Here is a 22,830-nt window from a genome sequence, read left to right as displayed (position 1 = left end):
ACGGGGTGTCCGGGCGGGTCCGCCCAGGGGTTTCAGACCGTGGACGCGCTGTGGGTCTGCTCCGGTTCCGCGGCCTTGTCGCCCGTCCCCGGGATGAGGATCTTGCGCGAGAGGACGTAGGTGAACGGGATGGCCACCACGGCCGCGACCAGCGGCGCGATCTGGGTGTTCATGCCCGCCCAGGTGACCAGGGCGTACAGGCCCGCGGACTGGATCACGTAGTTGGTGATGTTGGTCAGCGGGAAGAGCAGGAACTTCTTCCAGGTCGGCCGCGTGCGGTAGGTGAAGTAGGTGTTCATGAAGAACGAGCCGATCATCGCCAGCACGAAGGCGATGGAGTAGGCGGCGAAGTACGGCATCAGGGGATGCAGGAGCAGGTAGATGGCGTAGAAGGTGCCGGTGTTGACTCCGCCCACCAGTCCGAAGCGGATGATCTGGGCGAGCTGGGCCTTGCGGTCCGGGGCCGGACGTTCGTTCGTCGTGGGCGGCATCAGTTGCTTCGCTCCGCAATCACGGCCTGGGCCTCGGGCAGGTCCCGGACGTCGGTGGACGTGGCCGGCCGGTCGGCGCCGTGCGCCTCCTTCACCAGGAAGTGCGGCCGGCGCTTGGTTTCGTAGTAGATGCGGCCGATGTACTCGCCGATCAGTCCCAGCATGATCATCTGGACGCCGCCCAGGCCCGCGATGAGCGCGACGATCGTGACGTATCCCGGGGATTCCACCCCGTTGGTCATCGCGAGGACGGCGATGACCACGGCGTAGAGAACCGTCAGGGCCACCAGCGACACGCCCGACCAGATGCCGATGCGCAGCGGCCGGTTGTTGAAGGAGATGAGCCCGTCCATGCCGTAGTTCAGCAGGGCGCCGAACTTCCACTTCGTCTCGCCGGCCTCGCGCTGCGCGTTGCGGTAGTCGAAGTGGACCGTGTCGAAGCCGATCCAGGAGAAGAGGCCCTTGGAGAAGCGGTTGTACTCGGGCAGCGACAGCAGTGCGTCCACGGCCGGGCGGGACAGCAGCCGGAAGTCGCCGACGCCGTCGGTGAGCTCCACGTCGACCCAGCGGTTGATGCCCCGGTAGTAGAGACGGCTCAGCGCCGTGCGGAGCTTCTTGTCCCCCTCGCGGGTGCGGCGGGCGATGATCTGGTCGTGGCCCTGCCGGTAGTAGTCGAGCATCGTGGCGATGAGCTCGGGCGGGTGCTGGAGGTCCGCATCCATGATGACCACGGCGTCGCCGGTCGCCTCGCGCAGACCGGCGAGCATGCCGGCTTCCTTGCCGAAATTGCGGCTGAAGGAGACGTAGCGGGTCCGGTCGGAGTGCTGGGCCGCGATCTTGCGGAGTTTGCCGAGGGTTCCGTCGCGGCTGCCGTCGTCGACGTAACAGACCTCGTACTCGACGGGAAGCGCGTCCAGGACCTTGCGGATCTCCGTGTCGAAGCTGTCGATGACGGCTTCCTCGTTGTAGCAAGGGACTACTACAGACAGCTTCATGAACACTTCCTGCGGTCCGAACGGGTGATTTACGGCGACCGGACCTGCCACTCACCTCTTCCTTAGAAGTATGCACGGCGGTGGTCGCCCTGCCTGGGGTGAGTGCGGCACACGGTAGCTTTGACGGGATAAGCGGAATGAAACAGAGGGATCGAGGTGCACGTGCCTGACGTCTCCGTGGTCGTCATCGTCTACAACGACGCAGAGCGTCTCCCGGCAGCCGTCCAGTCGGTTTTGGACCAGACCCTGCACGGGGTCGAAGTCGTGATCGTCGACGACTGCAGCAAGGACGGGTCCTACGCGGTCGCCCAGGAGCTCGAAACCGCGCATCCGGGGAGGGTGCGCGCCTTCCGGCTGCCGGAGAACAGCGGGGGCTGCGGTGCCCCGCGCAATCACGGCATCCAGCAGGCCACCGGAACCTACGTCATGTTCCTGGACAGCGATGACGTGCTGGAACGCAATGCCTGCCGCAACATGCTGGACGCCGCCGAGCGGACCGGGTCCGACCTGGTCTCGGGCATGTGCGTCCGGGTCCACCTCGACAACCGTTGGGGCAAGACCACCGAGTGGTACCCGTGGATCTACGCGCGCACCCGCACGCTGGAGTCGATCACCGAGTACCCGGACCTGCTGGTCTACGACACCCTCTCCACGAACAAGTGCTACCGGCGCGCGTTCCTGCTGGAGCAGGGCCTGGAATTCCCGGTGGGCATCCACTACGAGGACCTGCTCTTCTCCGCGCAGGCCTACGTCGCCGCCCGCCGCATCACGCTCATCCCGAACCACGTCTACTACTGGAACGTGATCGAGAAGGCCTCGGCGAAGTCGATCAGCAACCGGCGCCACGAGATCGAGAACTTCGTCCACCGGATGGAGATCCACCGCCGCGTCGACGAACTGCTGGCGGCCAAGGGCCACGCGGAGATCAAGTCCGCGAAGGACGCCAAGTTCCTCAAGCACGACCTGGTGCTCCACCTGCGGGACCTGCCCCTGCTCGGTGACGCCTACCGCCAGGAGTTCGCCCGGCTCGCCAACGGCTACCTGGCCGGCATCGACCCGGCCGCGTACGACAACGTCAGCAACCTCCAGGCCATCTGCGCCTACCTGCTCGGCAAGGAGGACTGGGACAACCTGCTGCCCGCCGCCGACGCCATGACCAACCAGGGCCGGCTCACCTCCCCGCTCGCCGAGCGCGACGGGCGCGTCTACTGGTGCGGCCGGCACATCGACGGCCCCGACGCCGAGGAGGCCCGCCGGATACTGGACGTCACCGACCAGGGCTACTCCGGTGCGCCGCTCACCTCCCTCACCCTGGGCAACCGCCTCACCGCGTACGAGGACGACGGCCGCGGCACGGTCACCCTCTCGGGTGCCGTGGTGAACCCGCTGGGCCGGATCCGCCCCGAGGCGGAGCTGAAGGCCTCGCTGGAGTTCCGGGCCCGCCGGCAGATCGGCGTCCGCTCCTTCAGCTTCCCGGTGGCAACCGTGCGCCACGCCGGTGACACGATCGAGTGGAAGGCCACGGCCGACATCGGCAGCACCGTCCGCCCGCTCGGCATCATCGACGCGGTCTGGGACGTACGCCTGAAGTTGACGGCCGGCGGCGACCGGCTCACCGCCCGCGTCTCCGTCGGCGGGGTCGACCTGGAGCAGGCCGCCCGGCTGCGCGTGCGCCCGAGGCTGACCCGGCTGGTCTCCGACCGCTTCGAGCCGGAGATGACCAAGAAGGGCAACCTCTCCTACGTCCTGACCGCCGAGGGCGCCGCCGCCGTGCGCACCCAGACGCTGATCAACAGCGCGATGCACGGCAAGGCCGCGGGCGTGGTCAAGCGGGGCTTGCGCAGGGCCCTGCGGGCCCGCCGCAACATCGGCTCGGGCGAGCAGAAGGTGAAGGTCTACCACGAGGTCTTCTCGAAGCTGCCCATCAAGAAGGGCACGGTCGTCTTCGAGAGCCACATGGGCAAGCAGTACAGCGACAGCCCGAAGGCGATCTACGAGGAACTGGTGCGCTCCGGCGTGCAGTTCCAGGCGATCTGGTCGTACGCGGGCGGCCGGCCCACCGGCTTCCCCAAGGAGGCCACCCTGGTGCGGCGTTGGAGCTGGGCCTACCTGCGGGCGCTGGCGCAGGCCGAGTTCTGGATCGACAACCAGGGCTTCCCGCTGGCGCTGGCCAAGCGCCCGGGGACCACGTACATCCAGACCTGGCACGGCTCGGCGCTGAAGCGGATGGGCTTCCACGAGCCCCGCACCAAGGCGCAGGACCGTGCGGGCCAGGCCCGCTTCCAGGCGGCCGTCGACCGCTTCGACCACTTCCTGATCCGCTCCGAGCACGACGCCCGCACCCTCGCCAAGGGTTTCCGGCTGCGTGACGAGGTGCTGCTGCGCACCGGCTATCCGCGCAACGACGCCCTGGTCGCGGCCCACCGCTCCGAGGCGAACAGCGGCGAGCGGGTCCGCGGCGCCCTGGCCGGCGAGTTCGGGATCGACCCGGAGAAGAAGGTGCTGCTGTACGCGCCGACCTTCCGGGCGAACGCGGACGGCGCGGTGGAGGGCTTCGAGTTCCCCTTCGACGTGGAGGAGTTCGCCGACCGGCTCGGCGACCGCTTCACGCTGCTGGTGCGCACCCACTACCTCAACAGCGTCACGCTGCCGCCGTCGGTCGCGGGCCGGGTCATCGACGTGTCCAAGCACCACGACATCACCCCGCTGCTGGCGCTCGCCGACGGGCTGATCACCGACTACTCGTCCGTGATGTTCGACTACGCGGTCCTGGACCGGCCGATGCTGTTCTTCGCGTACGACTACGAGAAGTACGCCACCGACATCCGCGGCACCTACTTCGACCTGAAGGAGAAGGCCCCGGGCCCGGTGGTGGCCACGGCGGACGAACTGCTCCAGGCCCTCGCCGCCTTCGACGAGGCGGATGCCAAGTACGCCGAGGCGCGCCAGCGTTTCCTCGCCGAGTTCGGCGAGTACGACCGCGGGGACGCGGCCCGCCGGATCGTCGAGAAGTTCTTCACCAGGAGCGGCAAGTGAGCCAGCAGACCGCCACCCCGGGCGGCCGTGACATCTTCCTCGTCTCCAACAGCGTGGACGAGCTGGGCGGCGTGACCACCTGGTCGCACCAGATGGCCCGGCTGTTCAGCGAACGCGGGCACCGGGTGCACGTCATCGGCATCGCCCCCGTCGCCGAGGAGATCCGCCAGCAGCTCCCGGCGGACCTCCCCTACGCGGTGACCACCCTGTACGAGGCCCACCCGCCGGCGGCCCGCCGGCTGCACGGCATCAAGGGCCGGCTCAACGCACCCGAACGGCGCCGTCAGGCGGCCCGCCGGGCGAAGATGCGGGCCAAGGCGGACCAGTTGGGCGAGCTGCTGCGCGCGGCCCGCCCCGGCGCCGTGGTGATCGTGACCCAGGTCTGGGCGATGGAGTGGGTGGCCCTCGCCGACACCAAGGGCTGCACCGTCATCGGCATGAGCCACGAGTCCTTCGAAGCCAGCAACAAGTCCACCCGGGGGCAGCGGGTCCGCCGGTACTACGGGGACGTCGACCGCATGCTCGTGCTGACCCCCGAGGACGCCGACCTCTGGATCCGCTCGGGCATGGAGAACGTCTCCAGCATGCCGAACCCGCTGCCGTTCATGCCCGCCTCCCCCGCCCCGCGCACCGAGAAGGTCGTGGCGAGCGTCGGCCGCCTCGCCTTCGAGAAGGGCGTGGACCTGCTGCTCGACGCCTGGGCCGACGCCTCCCCGCACCACCCCGACTGGGTCCTGCGGATCTACGGGGCGGGAGTGGAGGAGGCGACCCTGCGGGCGCACGCCGCCGGGCTCGGCCTGGAGGACTCCGTCGAGTGGATGGGCAGCACCGGCGACGTGCTGGGCGCGCTCAACGGAGCCTCCGTCTTCGCCCAGGCCTCGCGCGCCGAGGGCTTCCCGATCACGCTGCTGGAGGCGATGGCCGCGGGCGTGCCGGTGGCCGCCTTCGACTGCGCGCCGGGCGTACGGGAGATCGTGACGCACGGCGAGGACGGGCTGCTGGCCCGGCTCGGCAACACGATGGAGCTGGCCGGGCAGCTGGACCGGCTGATGGCCGGCCGTGAACTGCGCGACCGGCTCGGCGACGCCGCCTTCCGCAACGTGCAGCGGTACTCCAGCGCCGAGATCACCGACCGGTGGGAGGAGCTGTTCTCCTTCCTGGAGCGCTGAGCCCGACGCGCTGAGCCTGCGTCCCGCGTACGTACGAAGCCGCCCGCCCCGGAATCGACCGGGACGGGCGGCTTCTTCGTGGGCTCTACGGGCCTCAGGCCTTGCGGTGGGCCTCCCAGCCCTCCCAGGCCGAGGTGATCATGTCGCGGACGTCGTGGCGGGCCTTCCAGCCCAGCTCCGCGGAGATCCGGTCGGCGGAGGCGACCACCTTCGCCGGGTCGCCGGCGCGGCGCGGGGAGACCGCGGGCGCGTAGGCGGGATCGGTGTGCCCGGTGACCTCGTTCACCAGCTCGACCATCTCGCGGACGGAAACGCCCTCGCCGCGGCCGATGTTGACGGTGAGGTCCTTGTACTCGCCCTGCGCGCCCCATTCGACGAGCTTGCGGGCGGCCACCACGTGGGCCTCCGCGAGGTCGGCGACGTGGATGTAGTCGCGGATGCAGGTGCCGTCCGCGGTCGCGTAGTCGTCACCGAAGATCCGGGCGCCCTCGCCCTTGTCGAACCGCTCGAAGATCATCGGGACCAGGTTGAAGACCCCGGTGTCGGCGAGCTCGGGGGTCGCGGCGCCCGCCACGTTGAAGTAGCGCAGGCACGCGGTGGAGATGCCGTGCGCCTTGCCCGCGGCGCGGACGATCCACTCGCCCGCCAGCTTCGTCTCGCCGTACGGGCTGAGCGGCAGGCACGGGGTGCTCTCGGTGACGAGGTCCACGTCCGGCATCCCGTACACGGAGGCGGAGGAGGAGAAGAGGAAGTTGCGCACGCCCGCGGCGGCCACGGCCTGGAGCAGGACGGTGAGGCCGCCCACGTTCTCCTCGTAGTAGTGCAGCGGCTTCTCGACGGACTCGCCGACCTGCTTCTTGCCCGCCAGGTGGACCACGCCGGTGATCCGGTGCTCGGCGAAGGTCTCGTCGAGGAACTTCCGGTCCAGCACGGAACCGATCACCAGCGGAACGCCCTCCGGGACGCGGGCGGCCTTGCCGGTCGAGAGGTCGTCCAGCACCACCACCTCCTCACCCGCAAGCAGCATCGCGCGGACGACGTGCGCCCCGATGTAACCGGCCCCACCAGTGATCAGAAACGTCATGCGTGTCTCCCCAAATATCTTTCGTACGTCTCGTCCGGCGCCGGACCGTTCAGCCGCGTTCCGCTCTAGCCGCGCACTATGCGCGCCCGGTGGAACCGGTGACGGGCCAGGCTCATGACACCCGCGGCACCGGGCGCGAGCCGCAGCGCCAGGGATCCCCCGGTCGTACGGTACGGCTGCGCCAACAGCACACCGTACCGGCTGCTGGGCAGCACCCGTCGGTGCAGCAGGCGGCTGAGGGGGCGGGGGGAGGTGAGCACGGAGCTCCCGTCGGCGCACTCCACGTTCAGTTTCACGTCCCACGCCTGCAGGCCCCGCCTGCCCTCGCCCCGTCCGAGGCGCGCCAGCGTGGTGAGCCGGAAGGGCAGCTCGGCGGTCCACCGCCGGCCGTCCGCGGCGGGGGTGAGCTCCACCGGTTCGGCGACCAGCAGCTCCCCCAGGTCGCCCCGGGGCTGGAAGCGCAGCTGGACGGTGCGCGGGCCGGCCGCGGCGAGCCGCCCGTAGAGGTCGTGCACCTGGATCCGGAGTCCTGCGCAGCCGTTCGGCTCGGCGTCGATGGTGACGGGCAGGTCCGCCGTCTCCAGCTCGTCCAGCCGGTCCAGCTCGACCGGCAGCGTGTCGCTCCAGACCGGCGTCCCGGAGGGGCCGGTCGCGTACGGGGGCAGCAGGCGGGGCGGGTCGGCGGCGAAGCGGGTCAACCGCAGCAGGTCGGCGGGGGCTGGCGGCACCTCGGTGGCGCGCAGCACTCGTACGATCCAGCGGGCGTGCGCCCCGGCGGCCTCGATGTCGGCCTCGGAGAACCCGGCGACGTAGTCACGGGTCAGCGTCCACCAGGCGGCCTGGTAGTCGGGGTCCTCGCCGAGCTCGCGCAGGTACATGCGCAGGTCGTACTCCAGGAACTTCACCTGACAGGCCCGGCCCAGCTCGGGGGAGGACGCCTTCATCAGCCGGGAGGCCACGCGGTGGGCCTCCACGCGCGCGCTCCAGTTGCCGACGTCCTTGCGGTCCAGGGAGATGGAGACCTGGGCGGCGTTGCGGCGCACGTGCCACACGTAGACGAGGTCGCCCATCACCGCGATGCGGGGGCGGGCGGCCAGTACGCGGGCGGTGAAGACGAAGTCCTCGTAGATGAACCGGCCGTCCGGGAAGCGGATCCCGTACATGTCCAGGAAGGCCCGCTCGTACAGCTTGTTGACGCAGAGGGTGTCGCGGACCAGCTCCGGACGGTCCGCCGGGCGCTCGATGACCTCGCCCGGCGTGTACAGGCCGGGCACCCAGGGCACGTCACGGCTCTCGGGCAGTTCGCGGCGGACGCACGAGCCGACGGTGACCGGCGCCCGGTGCTCCCCGGCCGCGGACACCAGGGCCTCGACCGCCCCGCGGGGCAGGACGTCGTCGCTGTCCAGGAACATGACGTACGGGGCGGTGGCGGCAGCGATCCCGTCGTTGCGCGGGGTGCCACAGCCCCCGCTGTTCTCCGTGCGGTGCACGACCTTCACGCGGGGGTGGCGGGCCGCCAGCTCGTCCAGCACCTCGGCGGTGCCGTCGGAAGACGCATCGTTGACCGCGATGACCTCGGCAACGACCGGGCCTTGGGCGAGGGCCGAGGAGACGGCCTGACCGACGAGCGCGGCATCGTTGTACGCGATCACGACGACGGCAACTGTGGGGGTATGGGTGCTCGTCACTCGTGGATCCTAGGCCACTGGAGTAAACGTGGCCTTAAGACGGGTCACCCGAACGGGGGATAACCGGAATCCTGTGACGAGCCTGTGACGACGGCCGGGGACCCGGCCGTCGTCCTCGGTCACGGCCCGGTCAGAAGGGACGGAACTCGTCGTACTCCTTCTGGGCGGAATCCCGCTCGGCTTCCTTCTCCTTGCGGCGCGTGGTCGCCGGACGCGGCGCCTCCAGACGGTGGTCCTCACCGCGGCGGCCCAGCATCTCGGCGCCGGCCATCATCGTCGGCTCCCAGTCGAAGACGACCGCGTCGTCGTCGGAGCCGATGGCGACGCCGTCACCCGCACGGGCACCGGCCTTCTTCAGCGCCGCCTCGACGCCGAGGCGGTTGAGGCGGTCGGCGAGGTAGCCGACGGCCTCGTCGATGTTGAAGTCGGTCTGGCGGACCCAGCGCTCCGGCTTCTCGCCGCGCACGCGGTACACGTCCTCGGCCTCGTCGTAGGTGATGGTGAAGCCCGAGTCGTCCACGGCCTTCGGACGGATGACGATGCGGGTCGCCTCCTGCTTCGGCGTACGGGCGCGGAACTTCGCGATGACCTCGGCGAGGAAGTAGGACAGCTCCTTGAGACCCGTACGGGAGACCGCGGAGACCTCGAAGACCTTGTAGCCGCGGGCCTCGAGGTCCGGGCGGACGATGTCGGCGAGGTCCTGGCCGTCGGGGATGTCCACCTTGTTGAGGACGACGAGGCGCGGGCGCTTCTCCAGGCCGCCGCCGTAGAGCTTCAGCTCCTCCTCGATGGCGTCGAGGTCGGCGAGCGGGTCGCGGTCGGACTCCAGGGTGGCGGTGTCCAGCACGTGCACCAGGATCGAGCAGCGCTCGACGTGGCGCAGGAACTCCAGGCCGAGGCCCTTGCCCTGGCTGGCGCCCGGGATGAGGCCCGGGACGTCGGCGATCGTGTAGACCGTCGAGCCCGCGGTGACGACGCCCAGGTTCGGGACGAGGGTGGTGAAGGGGTAGTCCGCGATCTTCGGCTTGGCCGCGGAGAGCACCGAGATCAGCGAGGACTTGCCGGCGCTCGGGAAGCCGACCAGCGCCACGTCGGCGACGGTCTTGAGCTCCAGGATGACGTCGCCGCCGGTGCCGGGGACACCGAGGAGCGCGAAGCCGGGCGCCTTGCGGCGCGCGGAGGAGAGCGCCGCGTTGCCGAGGCCGCCGCGGCCGCCCTCGGCGGCCACGTAGGTGGTGCCCTGGCCGACGAGGTCGGCGAGGACGTTGCCCTCCTTGTCGAGGACGACGGTGCCGTCCGGCACCGGCAGGATCATGTCCTCGCCGTCCTTGCCGGAACGGTTGTCGCCCGCACCGGGCTTGCCGTTGGTGGCCTTGCGGTGGGGGCTGTGGTGGTACTCCAGCAGGGTGGTGATCGACTGCTCGACCACCAGGATGACGTCGCCGCCACGGCCGCCGTTGCCGCCGTCGGGGCCGCCGAGCGGCTTGAACTTCTCCCGGTGAACGGAGGCGCAGCCGTGGCCCCCGTTACCCGCGGCGACGTGCAGCTCGACGCGGTCCACGAAGGTGGTCATGGTTGTTCCTCCAGATACAGCGGGAATATCCCGGAAAGCCCGGGGGGTAGGCCTTGCTACCCATTAAACGTGTCTATGTGACAACGCGCCGAGGGCGGACCTCTCTTCCCGGCTGACGCCGGGAAGAGTTGAGATCCGCCCTCGGGGTGTTACGAACGCTTCAGATCAGCAGGAGCTGAATCAGGCGGCCGGAACGATGTTGACGACCTTGCGGCCACGGTGCGTGCCGAACTCGACCGAACCGGCCTGCAGCGCGAACAGCGTGTCGTCGCCACCACGACCGACACCCGAACCCGGGTGGAAGTGGGTGCCGCGCTGGCGGACGAGGATCTCACCAGCGGAAACGACCTGACCGCCGAAGCGCTTCACGCCGAGCCGCTGAGCGTTGGAATCGCGCCCGTTCCGGGTGGACGATGCGCCCTTCTTGTGTGCCATGTCTCAGTCCCTCTTACTTCGCAGCCGCGGGGATACCGGTGACCTTGATCGCCGTGTACTGCTGGCGGTGACCCTGGCGACGGCGGTAGCCGGTCTTGTTCTTGTACCGAAGGATGTCGATCTTGGCACCCTTGTGGTGGTCCACGATCTCGGCCTGGACCTTGATGCCGGCCAGGACCCACGGGTCGCTGGTCACGGCTTCGCCGTCGACAACGAGCAGGGTCGAGAGCTCGACCGTGTCGCCAACCTTGGCAGTGGGAATCTTGTCAACTTCAACGATGTCGCCGACAGCAACCTTGTGCTGGCGACCACCGCTGCGCACGATGGCGTACACGCGGATCTCTCTCTCACTCGAAATCGGGAACCCCTGAAGCCAGCCGGCCCCGCGTGAACCGCAGGCCAGCCTCCCCCGATCCAGCCGCGAGGCGGTTCGGGAGGTGAGGTGCTCAGTGGATTGGCGTGCGCATAGACACGCCAGCGACCTAGGTTACGGGGCCCGGTCGGAGGGGTCAAACCGGGGTCCCGGAGACGGGCTCGGCCACCCGTCCGGGCCGGTCGAGCCGGACCGCACGGTGCCACTGAGACCCCGTACGGGCCCTCCCGGCCGGCCTGGACGGCCACGTGTGTCCGTCGCCCCGCAGGGCCGCGGACACGCCTCCGCGCAGCTCTGAAGGCCAAAGCCCCCGCCCGGCGCCAAAGGGCGCCGGGCGGGGGCCGGTGGAACGCGACCCGCGGATCGGACTTCGGCGGATCAGGCTTCGGTCGGAGCCGAGACGGACGGCAGCGTCTGCTGCTCGGCCGCCGCGGTCTTCTTCGTCGCCCGCTTCGCCACCGTCTTCTTCGCGGCCGTCTTGGCCGTCGTCGTCTTCTTGGCCGCGGTCTTCTTCACGGCCGCCGCCTTCTTGGCCGGGGCCTTCTTCGCCGCGGTCGTGGTCGCCTTCTTGGCGGCCGTCTTGCGGACCGCCTTCTTGGCGGGAGCCGCCGGGGCGGCCTCCTCGACGACGGTCCCGGCTGCCTCGGCCGCCTCCGCGGGGGCCTGCACCGGCGTCTCGACCGGCGCCTCGACGACCAGTACGGCCGCCTCCGCGCCCGCCGGGGAACCGGCCGGAGCGGTGGCCTTACGGGTGGCACGGCGACGCGGACGGGCCGGCGCGGCCTCTACGGGCTCGGCCTCGGGCTCGGCCGGGGTCTCGACGACGACCGGCGCGGCCTCCACCACGACCTCGGGCTCCGGCTCGGCCACGGGGGCCTCGGCCACCGGCTCCGGGGCCTGAACCGGCTCGGCCGGGGCGCCCGCCGGAGCGGTCGCCTTCCGGGTGGCACGGCGGCGGGTGCGGCCCTTGGGGGCCTCCTCCGCGACCGGCTCCGCGACGACGGCCTCGGGCTCTGCGGCCTCGACGACCTCGACGAGCTCCACCTCGGCCTCGACCACCGGCTCGGGCTCGGGCTCGGCCACGGGGGCCGCGGCCGCCGGGGTACGGTCCGTCGCCGCACCGCGCGGGGCGCCCGCCGGAGCGGTCGCCTTGCGGGTGGCGCGACGGCGGTTGCGGCGCCCGCTCACTCCGGCAGCGGCCTCGGCCTCGGCCGGGCTGCTGTAGAGCTCCTCGTCGGCGACGAAGGAGGGCTCGGGCAGCGCCACGGGGGCGGCGACCTCGGCAGCCAGCTCCGCCTCGGTCTCGACCTCGTAGACATCGCCCTCGGCGGTGTCCACGGCCTCGATCTCGTGGTCGTGCTCGTGCCCGGCGCCCTGGCCACCGCGGCGCTTGGAGCGCTTGCCGTTGCCACCGCCGCCGACCACGGTCGGGGTGTCCATGTGCACGATGACGCCGCGGCCGTTGCAGTGGACGCAGGTCTCGGAGAAGGACTCCAGCAGGCCCTGGCCCACGCGCTTGCGGGTCATCTGGACCAGACCCAGCGAGGTCACCTCGGCGACCTGGTGCTTGGTGCGGTCACGGCCCAGGCACTCCAGCATGCGCCGCAGGACCAGGTCGCGGTTGGACTCCAGGACCATGTCAATGAAGTCGATGACCACGATGCCGCCGAGGTCGCGCAGCCGCAGCTGGCGCACGATCTCCTCGGCCGCCTCCAGGTTGTTCCTGGTGACGGTCTCCTCGAGGTTGCCGCCCTGACCGGTGAACTTGCCGGTGTTGACGTCGATGACGATCATCGCTTCGGTCTTGTCGATCACAAGCGAACCGCCCGAGGGCAGCCACACCTTGCGGTCGAGCGCCTTGGCGAGCTGCTCGTCGATCCGGTACGTCGCGAAGACGTCCACCTCGGAGGTCCAGCGCGACAGCCGGTCGGCCAGGTCCGGGGCCACGTGGTTCACGTAGCCGTGGATGGTCTCCCAGGCGCTGTCGCCGCTGACGATGACCTTGGTGAAGTCCTCGTTGAAGATGTCGCGCACGACGCGGACGGTCATGTCCGGCTCGCCGTACAGGAGGCTCGGCGAAGAGGTCGTGAGCTGCTTCGACTTCTTCTGGATGTCCTCCCACTGGGCCTGCAGACGCTCGACGTCGCGGCGCAGCTCGTCCTCGCTCGCGCCCTCGGCGGCGGTGCGCACGATGACGCCCGCGTCCTCGGGGACGATCTTCTTGAGGATGGTCTTCAGGCGCGCGCGCTCGGTGTCGGGCAGCTTGCGGCTGATGCCGGTCATCGAGCCCTCGGGCACGTAGACCAGGTAGCGGCCGGGCAGCGAGACCTGGCTGGTCAGGCGGGCGCCCTTGTGGCCGATCGGGTCCTTGGTGACCTGCACCAGGACCGACTGGCCGGACTTGAGGGCGGACTCGATGCGGCGCGGCCCGTTGGCCATGCCGAGCGCCTCGAAGTTGACCTCACCGGCGTACAGGACCGCGTTGCGGCCCTTGCCGATGTCGATGAAGGCGGCCTCCATGGACGGCAGCACGTTCTGGACCTTGCCCAGGTAGACGTTGCCGACGTACGAGGTGGCTTCTTCCTTGTTGACGTAGTGCTCGACGAGCACGTTGTCCTCGAGGACGCCGATCTGGGTGCGCTCGCCGGACTGGCGGACGACCATGACGCGCTCGACGGCCTCGCGGCGGGCCAGGAACTCGGCCTCGGTGATGATCGGGACGCGGCGGCGGCCCTGCTCGCGGCCCTCGCGGCGGCGCTGCTTCTTGGCCTCCAGGCGGGTCGAGCCCTTGATGGACTGGACCTCGTCGGAGGAGGTGGAGCCGACGAGGGCCTCCGCGCGCTCGCGCGCCGGGCGCGGCTCGCGGACCTTGACGACCGTGCGCACACCGTCGTCCTCGGCCGCGTCGGCGTCCGTGCCACCGTCACCGCTGCGACGGCGACGACGCCGGCGACGACGGCTGGAGCTGGAGCCGAGGGCCCCGTTCTCCTCGTCGTCCTCGGCCTCTTCGGTGTCCGCGTCTTCGGCGGACTCGGCCTCTTCGGCGGACTCGGACTCTTCCTCGGCTGACTCGTCGAGGTCGGCGGCCTCACCGCGACGGCGGCGACGGCCACCGCGGCGGCGACGGCGCGACGGGCGGCCGTCCGACTCGTCGAAGTCCTCCTCGGCGGAGCCTTCGAGCTCGGCCTCGGCCTCTTCCTCGACCAGCTCTACGTCGGCCAGCGTGACCGGGCCGGACGGCGCGGCGGCGGCCGGAGCCACGGGCGCGGCGGTCTCGGCGGCGGCACCGCGGCCACGGCGGCGGCGACGGCCGGCCGGCTGCGGGGCGGGGGCCGGAGCGGCCTCGACCTCGGCCTCGGTCTCGACGAGGTCGAGCTCCTCCTCCTCGAGCTCCTCGGCCGGGGCGGCGGCAGCGGCGGCAGCGGCCATCATGGCCGCGGTCTCCGGGGTCTGGAACATCGGCTCGGCGAACACCGGGGCCTGGAACACGGCGACGGCGGGGCGCCCGGCGCGGCGGCCGCGGGCCGGCGCTTCGGCGGCGGGAGCCGCCGGCTGCGCTGCCGCGGGAGCCACGGGCTGCGCGGCGGCGGCCGGGGCGGTGGTGGAACGGGTGGCGCGGCGGCGGCCGCCGCGCTTCGGGGAGTCCACGGCGTCGGCCACGGTGACGGTGGCCTTGGCGGCGGCGACCGGGGCCTCGGCCACGGCGGTGTCGGGGGTGACGGCCTCGGCGGCGGGCGCCTCCGGGGCGGTCACGGCGCGGGTGGCACGGCGACGGGCACGCGGGGCCGGAGCAGCGGGCTCCTCGACGGCCTCGGCGACCGGGGCGGCTGCGGGAGCCTCGGCGACCGGGGCCTCGACCACGGCGGCGGGAGCCTCGGGGGCGGTCACGGCGCGGGTCGCACGGCGACGGGCACGCGGCGCGGGAGCAGCGGGCTCCTCGACGGCCGGAGCGGCTGCGGCGACGGCGGGAGCCTCGACCACTGCCTCCGCGACGGGCGCCTCGGGGGCGGCCACGGCGCGGGTCGCACGGCGACGGGCACGCGGGGCCGGAGCAGCGGGCTCCTCGACGGCCGGAGCGGCTGCGGCGACGGCGGGAGCCTCGACCACGGCCTCGGCGGCGGACGCCTCGGGGGCGGCCACGGCGCGGGTCGCACGGCGACGGGCACGCGGGGCCGGAGCAGCGGGCTCCTCGACGGCCGGAGCGGCTGCGGCGGCGGGAGCCTCGACCACGACCTCGGCGGCGGACGCCTCGGGGGCGGCCACGGCGCGGGTCGCACGGCGGCGGGTACGGGCCGGGGCGGCGGCCGGGGCGGCCTCCTCGGCGGGAGCCGCGGCCGCCACGGGCGCGGTCTCGGCGGCGGCTACGGCGCCGCCGGGCGGGCCGGCCGGCCGGGACGCGGCACGCCGGCGCCTGCGCGGCGGCAGGTTGTCGCTCGGGCTGCCGGCGTCGGCGGCACCGTTGGTGGCGTTGTCATTTTCGTTGTTGAGCATGCGGGGTTTCTCCCGTCACGCTCCCGGGCGCCGCGGCTGACTTCCGGTCCGGCACGGTTCCGCGTAATGAGCGCGGAACCGGCCTCCGGGGCGCGTTCGCCACACGGGAGCTCAGTTCAATGGCCGCCGGTTCCGTACGTGTAGTCCGTACGGCCTGGCGGAAGTCTTCAAGTCTTCAGGTCTGTGCGCGGCCCGACCCAGGTGGCTCCCGAGTCCCAGGGCTGCGCGACGACGACGATCCCTACGCGGCGGGACCTTCCGGCGCCTTCGCGTCGGCGGTTACGGCCGCCGTGGGTGGGGCGGTCGTGACAGCCTCGCGGTCGGGCGCGAGCGGGTCGGTCACCGTGCCGGACTCCTCGTCGAAGAGCCCCTGCGCCAGCCTGGTCACCGCAGCGGGGACCGGCGGCGTTAGGTCGGCCACAGCTCGGAGACCGGACAGGACGTCGTCGGGTCGCACGGCAGGTGTCAGATGCCGAACAACCAGCCGCAGTATCGCACAAGCATTGTCCAGGGGCCTATCAGCCTCCGCGGTCCCCGTAACGGGAACCACTTCCAGACTGACCACGGCGCCACGCGTGTCGAAGGTCCGCATGCCGTTCTTGGTTCGGCGCTGGACCTCCACGGCCTCGGCCGCGAGGAAGGCCTCGACCGCCTTCTGCGCGTCCCCGGGCTCCACGCCGTCCAGGCGCAGCTCCCACACGGAGGCCGTCAGCCGGTCGGCGAGACCGGAGGTGTGCGCCTCCACGGCGTCGATGATGTCGAGGCCGACGGGCATCGACTCGTCGAGCAGCTCGCGCAGGACCGCGGGGTCGCGGGGCTCGGCGAGGGCGATCTCCAGGTACTCGGCCTCGCTGCCGGTCCCGGTCGGGGCGGCGTTCGCGTACGAGACGCGGGGGTGCGGGGTGAAGCCCGCCGAGTACGCCATGGGCACCTCGGAGCGGCGCAGGGCCCGCTCGAAGGCGCGCTGGAAGTCCCGGTGGCTGGTGAACCGGAGGCGGCCGCGCTTGGTGTAGCGCAGACGGATGCGCTGCACTACCGGTGCGGGAGGCGGGCCTTCGGGCTGTCGCTTGCCCAGTGGTTCATCTCCTTGTGCGGGGCTCCGCGGCTCGCGCGTCGCCCTGAGGTCTGTGGGGCCTGCCGGCCACGCCTGCCCTCCGGCTCACCCCTGCTTATTTGTGCAGGGAGATCTCGGGGGCGGGTGTGTCGCCTGCGGCTCTGTTACTACCCAGAGTACGCGCCCGTGACCTCGCCGGTTCCCGGGGCGGCCCCCCGAACAGCGCCCGCCGTACGTCGGCCCGCGCCTCGCGCACCGAGAGGCGGGTGGTCCGCCACACCTCGGCGACGGCACGGCCGACGGGAGCGATCGCCTGCCGGTGCACCGCGCGGACGCCGCGGCGGCCGACGGCCCACCCGGCGCGCAGCGCGTTCCCGACGGGGGTGACCACGTGCCGGCGCAGCCATCCGGCGGGCCGCACCACGGCCCACCGCCACAGCCACACCAGCCCGCGCCCCAGCGCCCGGCTGACCCGCCCCGCGAGGTGCCAGGCCGAGACGAGCAGTTGCCCGAGCGGCACGAACAGGTACGCCCACACCGCGCGCCCGACCGGAGCGAGCAGATACCGCCACGCTCCGCCCGCCACGGGCCGTACGACGTACCGCCACAGCGCAACCCACGGCCAGACGAACACCGCCTTGCCCGACCAGACCACACCGACCACGAGCACCCGCCCCAGCCACCGCAGGCCGTGCCCGACAGGGGCGAGGACGTAGCGGTACAGCGCGCCGCCCGGCAGGACGAGCAGGTACCGGACCGCGCCGGCGAGCAGCCATGCGATGCCCCGCCCGGCGGGCAGCAGCCCGTACTCCCAGACCGGGACCAGGAGGTACCGCCAGAGCCCCACGCCCGCCGGCCTCAGCAGATACGCGTACGCGGCCTGCCCCAGCGGGAGCACGACGTACCGCCAGAGACCCGCCCAGGGCCAGTAGAAGACCAGCTTGAACAGGACCCCGATCAGCCATCCGGTCCCCCGCAGCACCGGCAGCAGGAGCAGTTCGTACAGCCGGCGCAACCCCTGCCCCAGCGGCCCGAGGACCGTCCGGTTGAGCGTCCGCGCGAAGGCGACGAGCAGATCCCAGACCACCCGCAGGGGCAGCACGATCAGGACCGCCACGATCTTCACGGGGATCCGCACGACTCCGACCAGGCAGCCTTCTCCCCCGGGTGCGCGCGCCTCTTCCAGTTCCATACGGATAAGGACTCCGTAGGAGCCCCAGCCGTTGCGGCGAACACCCACGGGTCCGGACACGACGACGGCCCGCCCCCAGGTCGGGGCGGGCCGTCGTCGTCCGGTCAGGTCGCCAGCGGGTGTCCGCCGGGCGGGGTCCGCGCGGGCGGCGGGGCTGCGGTCACCTTGTAGGCACCGGGGAGGTAGCCCGGTGAGCGGGTGCCCCAGGTGTAACCGGGGGAGTCGAGCACCAGGTCGTAGGTGCCCGGCTCGATGCCGAAGGTGCTGAGCTGCACGACGAGCACGGTTCCCTCGGCGTTGACCGCCGTGGCCTTGACCGACCGGTCCGGGCTCGTGCTGCCGCCGTCGGCCCTCAAGACCACCGCGGTACCGAGGGTCAGGTTCTTTCCGCGCAAGGTCACCTTGGTGATGGTCTTGACGGGGCTCGTCGCCGGCGTCACCGAGGTGGCGTCGGCCTGCTTCGGCCGGGTGGTGCAGGGGAAGTCGCAGACGCCCTGCATCTGGTACTTGAGCGGAGTGGCAGCCGTGTACGCGCTCAGCAGGAACAGGTACTCGCCCTTCGGGGCGTCGGCCGAGGTCGTGCAGGAGAAGTTGAAGTCACCGATGTTCCGGTTGTCGCAATGGGCCACCGGGTCGTGGCCCGAGCCGGTGAAACTGGTGGGGGCCATCAACTCCGCGTTGGGATTCGTCGAGCTCGCGACGCTGTTGTCCGCGCCGTAGAGGTCGAAGCGCTGGCCGGGCTTCATGTCGGCGACGGCGCAGTAACCCGCCGCGTCCTCGGTCAGGGTGCCGCCGCGCACCGGAAAGTTCTCCGCCCCGATGCGCTTCGTGGTGCACTCCGGAGCCCAGCCGGCCGCGGTGGCGACCCGCCAGGTGTCGATGTGCGCCGCGATGGGCGTGCTGCCGTCGTAGCCGGAGGCCAGCACGTAGACGAGGTACCCCGTCGAGCCGGTGACCCGGCAGGCATAGCCCCATTGCCGGCAGACGGCCTTTCCGGTGGCGTCGACCACGACGAGCACCGCGCCGGTTCGGTACGCCGCTCCGGGGGTCCGCTTGGAGATCACCAGCTTGTCGGTGGTCGCCGTCTTGAACTGCACGCAGGTGCTGTCCAGGGCGGACTTGAAGGTGTATCCCGTGGACGCGCCGCCGACGGTCAGCGACTTGGGCGCGGGGCACTTCGCGGTCTGCGAGATGTCCCGGCGGACCAATTGGTAGCTGTCGGCGTAGCCGGTACCGATGAGCAGCGCCGGATAGGCGGAGGCGGCCTGGAGCACACAGCTGGTCGTGGTTCCGCCGACCGTGCTGCACACCGGGTTGCCGGCGGCGTCGTAGATCTGCACCGAGGCGTTGACCCGCTTGCTGGTGTTCGTGTAGTCGATCATCTCCGCGGTCGCGTGCTTGCCCACGGCGAGGGCGAGGCACTTGACCTGCCTGTCAGCGGTGAGATTGGCCCGGCTGCCCAGAGAGGGGCCGAAGGCGGCGCTGTTCCAGGTCGTGCAGCCGGCGGTGTTGCCGGTGCCGTGGATGGTCACCCGGTAGTTGCCGGAGGCGGGGCCGTTGAGGACCGCGCGGAAGGGGGCGGTGCCGGTCAGTTTGCAGACGTCGAGGACGGACGTGGCCTCGCACTGCTGCACGCCCTTGGCGTCGTAGACCGTGGTGTTCACGTCCGCGCCGCCGTCCGCCGGCGGGTTGTCGTAGAAGTACAGCCCCTTGCCGGTGGCCGTCGGCAGGGTCCGGCAGAGCCGCTGGCCGACTCCGGTGAAGGAGCCGGTCGCCGGGCCGGAGGCGAAGCCGTCGTCGCGTACGTCCGTGCAGCCGGCGGACTGGGTGGTTGCGTAGAACCAGAAGCCGTACGGGTCCGCACCGGTGCTGTTGGCGTCGCGCGCCCAGGTGTAGGAACCTGCGGCGAGGTTGCACGGCTTGAGGAGCTCGGGCGGGCAGGCCGGCGTTCCGTTGAGCCGGTAGAGCTGCCCGGACATCCACGAGGGGGTCCAGGTCGGGCCGAAGGAGTGCGGACCGGCGGCGGCCACGCGCAGCGTCCGGCAGGGCGCCTTGGAGGTGGCGTCGGGGACGGTGCCGTAGGCCTGCACGTCGACTACGGGGCAGCCGGCCCCGTAGGACAGGCGGGCGACGGTGAAGCCGTAGGCCGCGCTGCGTCCGTAGTCCTGGTTGATCAGGACGGTGTAGGGAGCGGTGCCCGTCAGCTTGCAGTCGAAGTCCTGCGAGCTTTGGACGCGGGTGGAGCAGACCTGCTTGCCGGAGGCGTCGAAGACGGTGCCCTGCACCTCGTACGAGGTCAGGTGCACGCGCAGGACGGAGTTGGTGACGATGTTCGTCGGCAGGCGGTGGCAGTCACCGGTGGAGCCGGCGGCCACGGTGGCCTCGAAGAGCTTCGGCGCCCCGAGGGCGACCGCGGACGCGGCCACCTTGGCACAGGTGGTGCTGGAGACCAGCGATCGGTAGGAGACCGAGAAGCCGTCCGAGGAGGAACTGACGTCCAGCGTGTACGCGCCCGCCTTGCTGGTCGGGCATCTCGTCTCGCCGTACGAGCCCTGCGGGCCGGTGCAGGTCACGGCTGATCCGTCGGGCCCGGTCAGTGTGGTGTACGCGGGTCCGCGGCCGTCGAGGTCGACGGCCTGGACGAGGACCAGGTCGGTCGCCGCCGTCAGGGAGAACGTGAACCGGAACGACCCCGTCCCCGAGGGCTTGGTGCAGGTGTGGACCGCGTCGGGTGCGAGGGCGCCCGAGCAGGTCTCGGCGGCCGCGGCACCACGGATCTCGCGCGCGGCCGCGGCCCGCTCGGCCGCGGGGTCCCGCGGCTTCGGCTCGGGCTCGGCGGGCGGCGCCTTGGGGGCGGGTGGGGCCTTGGGCGCGCCCTCGGCCGTGGGCCCGGCCGACCCGGTCGCGGGTACGGACGGAGCGGCGGCGGCCTGTCCCCCGTCCTGCGGTGCGGCGGCGGCCGTGGCCACGCCGGCGGGTCCGACGAGAGCGGCCAGGACGGCGATGATCAGGGCGACGAGCGCGACGACGCCTTGGCGTCCGCCTCTCGCTCGACAGCGGACACCCTTGAAGCGTTGTGGCAAGTGATCCCCCCAGGATTCACGCCCCCGCCTCGTGTCGATCACTGCGGCCCAGGAGCCAGCGGAGCCTAGCGAACCGTGTGGACACCCGTTCGCCATTTATGACGGACGGCACACCGGTCCGCCGGAACACCCGAAGGCCCGCCCCGATCACGGGGCGGGCCTTCGGCATGCGAACGGGGCTCGGAGGCGCTACTTCACGACCGACAGGGGTAGCAGCTTCTTGCCCGTCGGGCCGATCTGGATGCTGGTGTCGAGCTGCGGGCAGACGCCGCAGTCGAAGCACGGGGTCCAGCGGCAGTCCTCGACCTCGGTCTCGTCGAGGGCGTCCTGCCAGTCCTCCCAGAGCCAGTCCTTGTCCAGGCCGGAGTCGAGGTGGTCCCAGGGGAGGACCTCCTCGTAGGTGCGCTCGCGGGTCGTGTACCAGGCCACGTCCACGCCGTAGGCGGGGAGGGTTTTCTCCGCGGCCTGCATCCAGCGGTCGTACGAGAAGTGCTCGCGCCAGCCGTCGAAGCGGCCGCCCGACTCGTACACGGCGCGGATGACGTCGCCGATGCGGCGGTCGCCGCGGGACAGGAGGCCCTCGACGATGCCGGGCTTGCCGTCGTGGTAGCGGAAGCCGATGGAGCGGCCGTACTTCTTGTCGCCGCGGAGCTTGTCGCGGAGCTTGCCGAGGCGGGCGTCCGTCTCCTCGGCCGACAGCTGCGGGGCCCACTGGAAGGGGGTGTGCGGCTTGGGGACGAAGCCGCCGATGGAGACGGTGCAGCGGATGTCGTTCTGGCCGGAGACCTCGCGGCCCTTGGCGATGACGTTGACCGCCATGTCGCCGATCTGCAGCACGTCCTCGTCGGTCTCGGTGGGCAGGCCGACCATGAAGTACAGCTTCACCTGGCGCCAGCCGTTGCCGTACGCGGTGGCGACCGTACGGATCAGGTCCTCTTCCGAGACCATCTTGTTGATGACCTTGCGCATGCGCTCGGAGCCGCCCTCGGGGGCGAAGGTCAGACCGGAGCGGCGGCCGTTGCGGGTCAGCTCGTTGGCCAGGTCCACGTTGAAGGCGTCCACGCGGGTCGACGGGAGGGAGAGGCCCACCTTGTCGTCCGTGTAGCGGTCGGCCAGGCCCTTGGCGATGTCCGCGATCTCGGTGTGGTCCGCCGAGGAGAGGGACAGGAGGCCGACCTCCTCGAAGCCCGTGGCCTTCAGGCCGCGCTCCACCATCTCGCCGATGCCGGTGATGCTTCGCTCCCGCACGGGGCGCGTGATCATGCCGGCCTGGCAGAAACGGCAGCCGCGGGTGCAGCCGCGGAAGATCTCCACGGACATCCGCTCGTGGACGGTCTCGGCGAGCGGGACCAGGGGCTGCTTGGGGTAGGGCCACTCGTCGAGGTCCATGACGGTGTGCTTGGACACGCGCCACGGCACGCCGGAGCGGTTCGGGACGACGCGGCCGATGCGGCCGTCCGGCAGGTACTCGACGTCGTAGAAGCCCGGCACGTAGACGCCGCCGGTCTTCGCGAGGCGCAGCAGCACCTCTTCGCGTCCGCCCGGGCGGCCCTCGGCCTTCCACGCGCGGATGATCTCGGTCATGTCGAGGACGGCCTGCTCGCCGTCGCCGATGATCGCGCAGTCGATGAACTCCGCGATCGGCTCGGGGTTGAAGGCCGCGTGGCCGCCCGCGAGCACGATGGGGTGGTCGACCGTACGGTTCTTCGCCTCCAGCGGGATGCCCGCGAGGTCCAGTGCCGTCAGCATGTTGGTGTAGCCGAGCTCGGTGGAGAAGGAGAGCCCGAAGACGTCGAAGGCCGACACGGGGCGGTGGCTGTCCACGGTGAACTGGGGCACCTTGTGCTCGCGCATCAGTTCTTCGAGGTCCGGCCACACGCTGTACGTGCGCTCCGCGAGCACGCCCTCGCGCTCGTTCAGCACCTCGTACAGGATCATGACGCCCTGGTTGGGGAGCCCGACCTCGTACGCGTCCGGGTACATCAGCGCCCAGCGGACGTCGGCGCTCTCCCACGGCTTGACCGTGGAGTTGAGCTCACCGCCGACGTACTGGATCGGCTTCTGGACGTGCGGAAGCAGGGCCTCAAGCTGAGGGAAGACCGACTCGGTCATCACGCGACTTTCGTGAAGCGGGCAGGGGGCGACTCTCAAGCGTACCCCGGGGCC

14 protein-coding genes are annotated in these 22,830 nt (G+C 71.4%); 2 read left to right on the top strand and 12 right to left on the bottom strand.

Annotation, left to right across the window (positions count from 1 at the left end; genetic code table 11):
- Window positions 1–32 precede the first annotated feature (32 nt).
- Together ACE1OC_RS27210 and ACE1OC_RS27205 are read right to left on the bottom strand one after the other, a co-directional pair.
- A complete protein-coding gene (locus ACE1OC_RS27210) occupies window positions 33–491 on the bottom strand; it encodes a GtrA family protein (RefSeq protein WP_407839220.1) in 459 nt (152 codons plus the stop codon).
- Window positions 491–1,486 (bottom strand): glycosyltransferase family 2 protein, encoded by a 996-nt coding sequence (locus tag ACE1OC_RS27205; protein WP_407839219.1) that lies wholly within the window; start codon window positions 1,484–1,486, stop codon window positions 491–493. Before ACE1OC_RS27205 ends, ACE1OC_RS27210 begins: the two co-directional genes overlap by 1 nt.
- A gap of 156 nt (window positions 1,487–1,642) precedes the next feature.
- Here ACE1OC_RS27205 and ACE1OC_RS27200 point away from each other — a divergent pair, with 156 nt between their 5' ends.
- Entirely contained in the window at window positions 1,643–4,522 is a 2,880-nt protein-coding gene (locus ACE1OC_RS27200) for a bifunctional glycosyltransferase/CDP-glycerol:glycerophosphate glycerophosphotransferase (protein WP_407839218.1), read from the top strand.
- The gene (locus ACE1OC_RS27195; protein ID WP_407839217.1) at window positions 4,519–5,691 is read left to right on the top strand and encodes a glycosyltransferase; all 1,173 of its coding nucleotides are present in this window, start codon (window positions 4,519–4,521) and stop codon (window positions 5,689–5,691) included. Before ACE1OC_RS27200 ends, ACE1OC_RS27195 begins: the two co-directional genes overlap by 4 nt.
- A 94-nt stretch (window positions 5,692–5,785) precedes the next feature.
- Here ACE1OC_RS27195 and galE read toward each other — a convergent pair whose 3' ends face one another.
- From galE to ACE1OC_RS27145, 10 genes are all read right to left on the bottom strand, one after another.
- Window positions 5,786–6,775: a UDP-glucose 4-epimerase GalE gene (gene galE, locus ACE1OC_RS27190; RefSeq protein WP_407839216.1), complete on the bottom strand. Its 990-nt coding sequence runs from the start codon at window positions 6,773–6,775 to the stop codon at window positions 5,786–5,788.
- Between the two features lie 65 nt (window positions 6,776–6,840).
- Window positions 6,841–8,463, bottom strand: coding sequence for a glycosyltransferase family 2 protein (locus ACE1OC_RS27185; protein ID WP_407839215.1), 1,623 nt, complete (start codon window positions 8,461–8,463; stop codon window positions 6,841–6,843).
- Window positions 8,464–8,593: 130 nt separating this feature from the next.
- Window positions 8,594–10,036: a GTPase ObgE gene (gene obgE / locus ACE1OC_RS27180; RefSeq protein WP_407839214.1), complete on the bottom strand. Its 1,443-nt coding sequence runs from the start codon at window positions 10,034–10,036 to the stop codon at window positions 8,594–8,596.
- A gap of 180 nt (window positions 10,037–10,216) precedes the next feature.
- The gene (gene rpmA, locus ACE1OC_RS27175; protein ID WP_030013081.1) at window positions 10,217–10,471 is read right to left on the bottom strand and encodes a 50S ribosomal protein L27; all 255 of its coding nucleotides are present in this window, start codon (window positions 10,469–10,471) and stop codon (window positions 10,217–10,219) included.
- 13 nt (window positions 10,472–10,484) lie between these two features.
- Window positions 10,485–10,805: a 50S ribosomal protein L21 gene (rplU, locus tag ACE1OC_RS27170; RefSeq protein WP_214950890.1), complete on the bottom strand. Its 321-nt coding sequence runs from the start codon at window positions 10,803–10,805 to the stop codon at window positions 10,485–10,487.
- 417 nt (window positions 10,806–11,222) lie between these two features.
- Window positions 11,223–15,335 carry an Rne/Rng family ribonuclease gene (locus tag ACE1OC_RS27165; protein WP_407839213.1) on the bottom strand — a complete coding sequence of 1,371 codons (4,113 nt, stop codon included), beginning with the start codon at window positions 15,333–15,335 and terminating at the stop codon, window positions 11,223–11,225.
- Window positions 15,336–15,576: 241 nt separating this feature from the next.
- A complete protein-coding gene (locus ACE1OC_RS27160) occupies window positions 15,577–16,368 on the bottom strand; it encodes a TIGR03936 family radical SAM-associated protein (RefSeq protein WP_274553336.1) in 792 nt (263 codons plus the stop codon).
- A gap of 136 nt (window positions 16,369–16,504) precedes the next feature.
- A complete protein-coding gene (locus ACE1OC_RS27155; protein ID WP_407839212.1) occupies window positions 16,505–17,581 on the bottom strand; it encodes a hypothetical protein in 1,077 nt (358 codons plus the stop codon).
- Window positions 17,582–17,685: 104 nt separating this feature from the next.
- Window positions 17,686–20,664 carry a hypothetical protein gene (locus ACE1OC_RS27150; protein ID WP_407839211.1) on the bottom strand — a complete coding sequence of 993 codons (2,979 nt, stop codon included), beginning with the start codon at window positions 20,662–20,664 and terminating at the stop codon, window positions 17,686–17,688.
- Window positions 20,665–20,853: 189 nt separating this feature from the next.
- The gene (locus tag ACE1OC_RS27145) at window positions 20,854–22,779 is read right to left on the bottom strand and encodes a TIGR03960 family B12-binding radical SAM protein (protein WP_250739463.1); all 1,926 of its coding nucleotides are present in this window, start codon (window positions 22,777–22,779) and stop codon (window positions 20,854–20,856) included.
- Window positions 22,780–22,830: the final 51 nt, after the last annotated feature.

Source organism: Streptomyces stoeckheimensis (assembly GCF_045822005.1).
GTDB lineage: Bacteria > Actinomycetota > Actinomycetes > Streptomycetales > Streptomycetaceae > Streptomyces > Streptomyces stoeckheimensis.
The sequence above is the reverse complement of the archived record's forward strand: the minus strand, read 5'-3'. Positions and strand labels throughout refer to the sequence as shown.

Bases quoted from the DNA above. Each gene is read 5' to 3' on its own strand.
- ACE1OC_RS27210 (WP_407839220.1), bottom strand. From the start codon at position 491: ATGCCGCCCACGACGAACGAACGTCCGGCCCCGGACCGCAAGGCCCAG.
- galE (WP_407839216.1), bottom strand. From the start codon at position 6,775: ATGACGTTTCTGATCACTGGTGGGGCCGGTTACATCGGGGCGCACGTC.
- ACE1OC_RS27155 (WP_407839212.1), bottom strand. From the start codon at position 17,581: ATGGAACTGGAAGAGGCGCGCGCACCCGGGGGAGAAGGCTGCCTGGTC.
- obgE (WP_407839214.1), bottom strand. From the start codon at position 10,036: ATGACCACCTTCGTGGACCGCGTCGAGCTGCACGTCGCCGCGGGTAAC.
- ACE1OC_RS27165 (WP_407839213.1), bottom strand. From the start codon at position 15,335: ATGCTCAACAACGAAAATGACAACGCCACCAACGGTGCCGCCGACGCC.
- rpmA (WP_030013081.1), bottom strand. From the start codon at position 10,471: ATGGCACACAAGAAGGGCGCATCGTCCACCCGGAACGGGCGCGATTCC.
- ACE1OC_RS27205 (WP_407839219.1), bottom strand. From the start codon at position 1,486: ATGAAGCTGTCTGTAGTAGTCCCTTGCTACAACGAGGAAGCCGTCATC.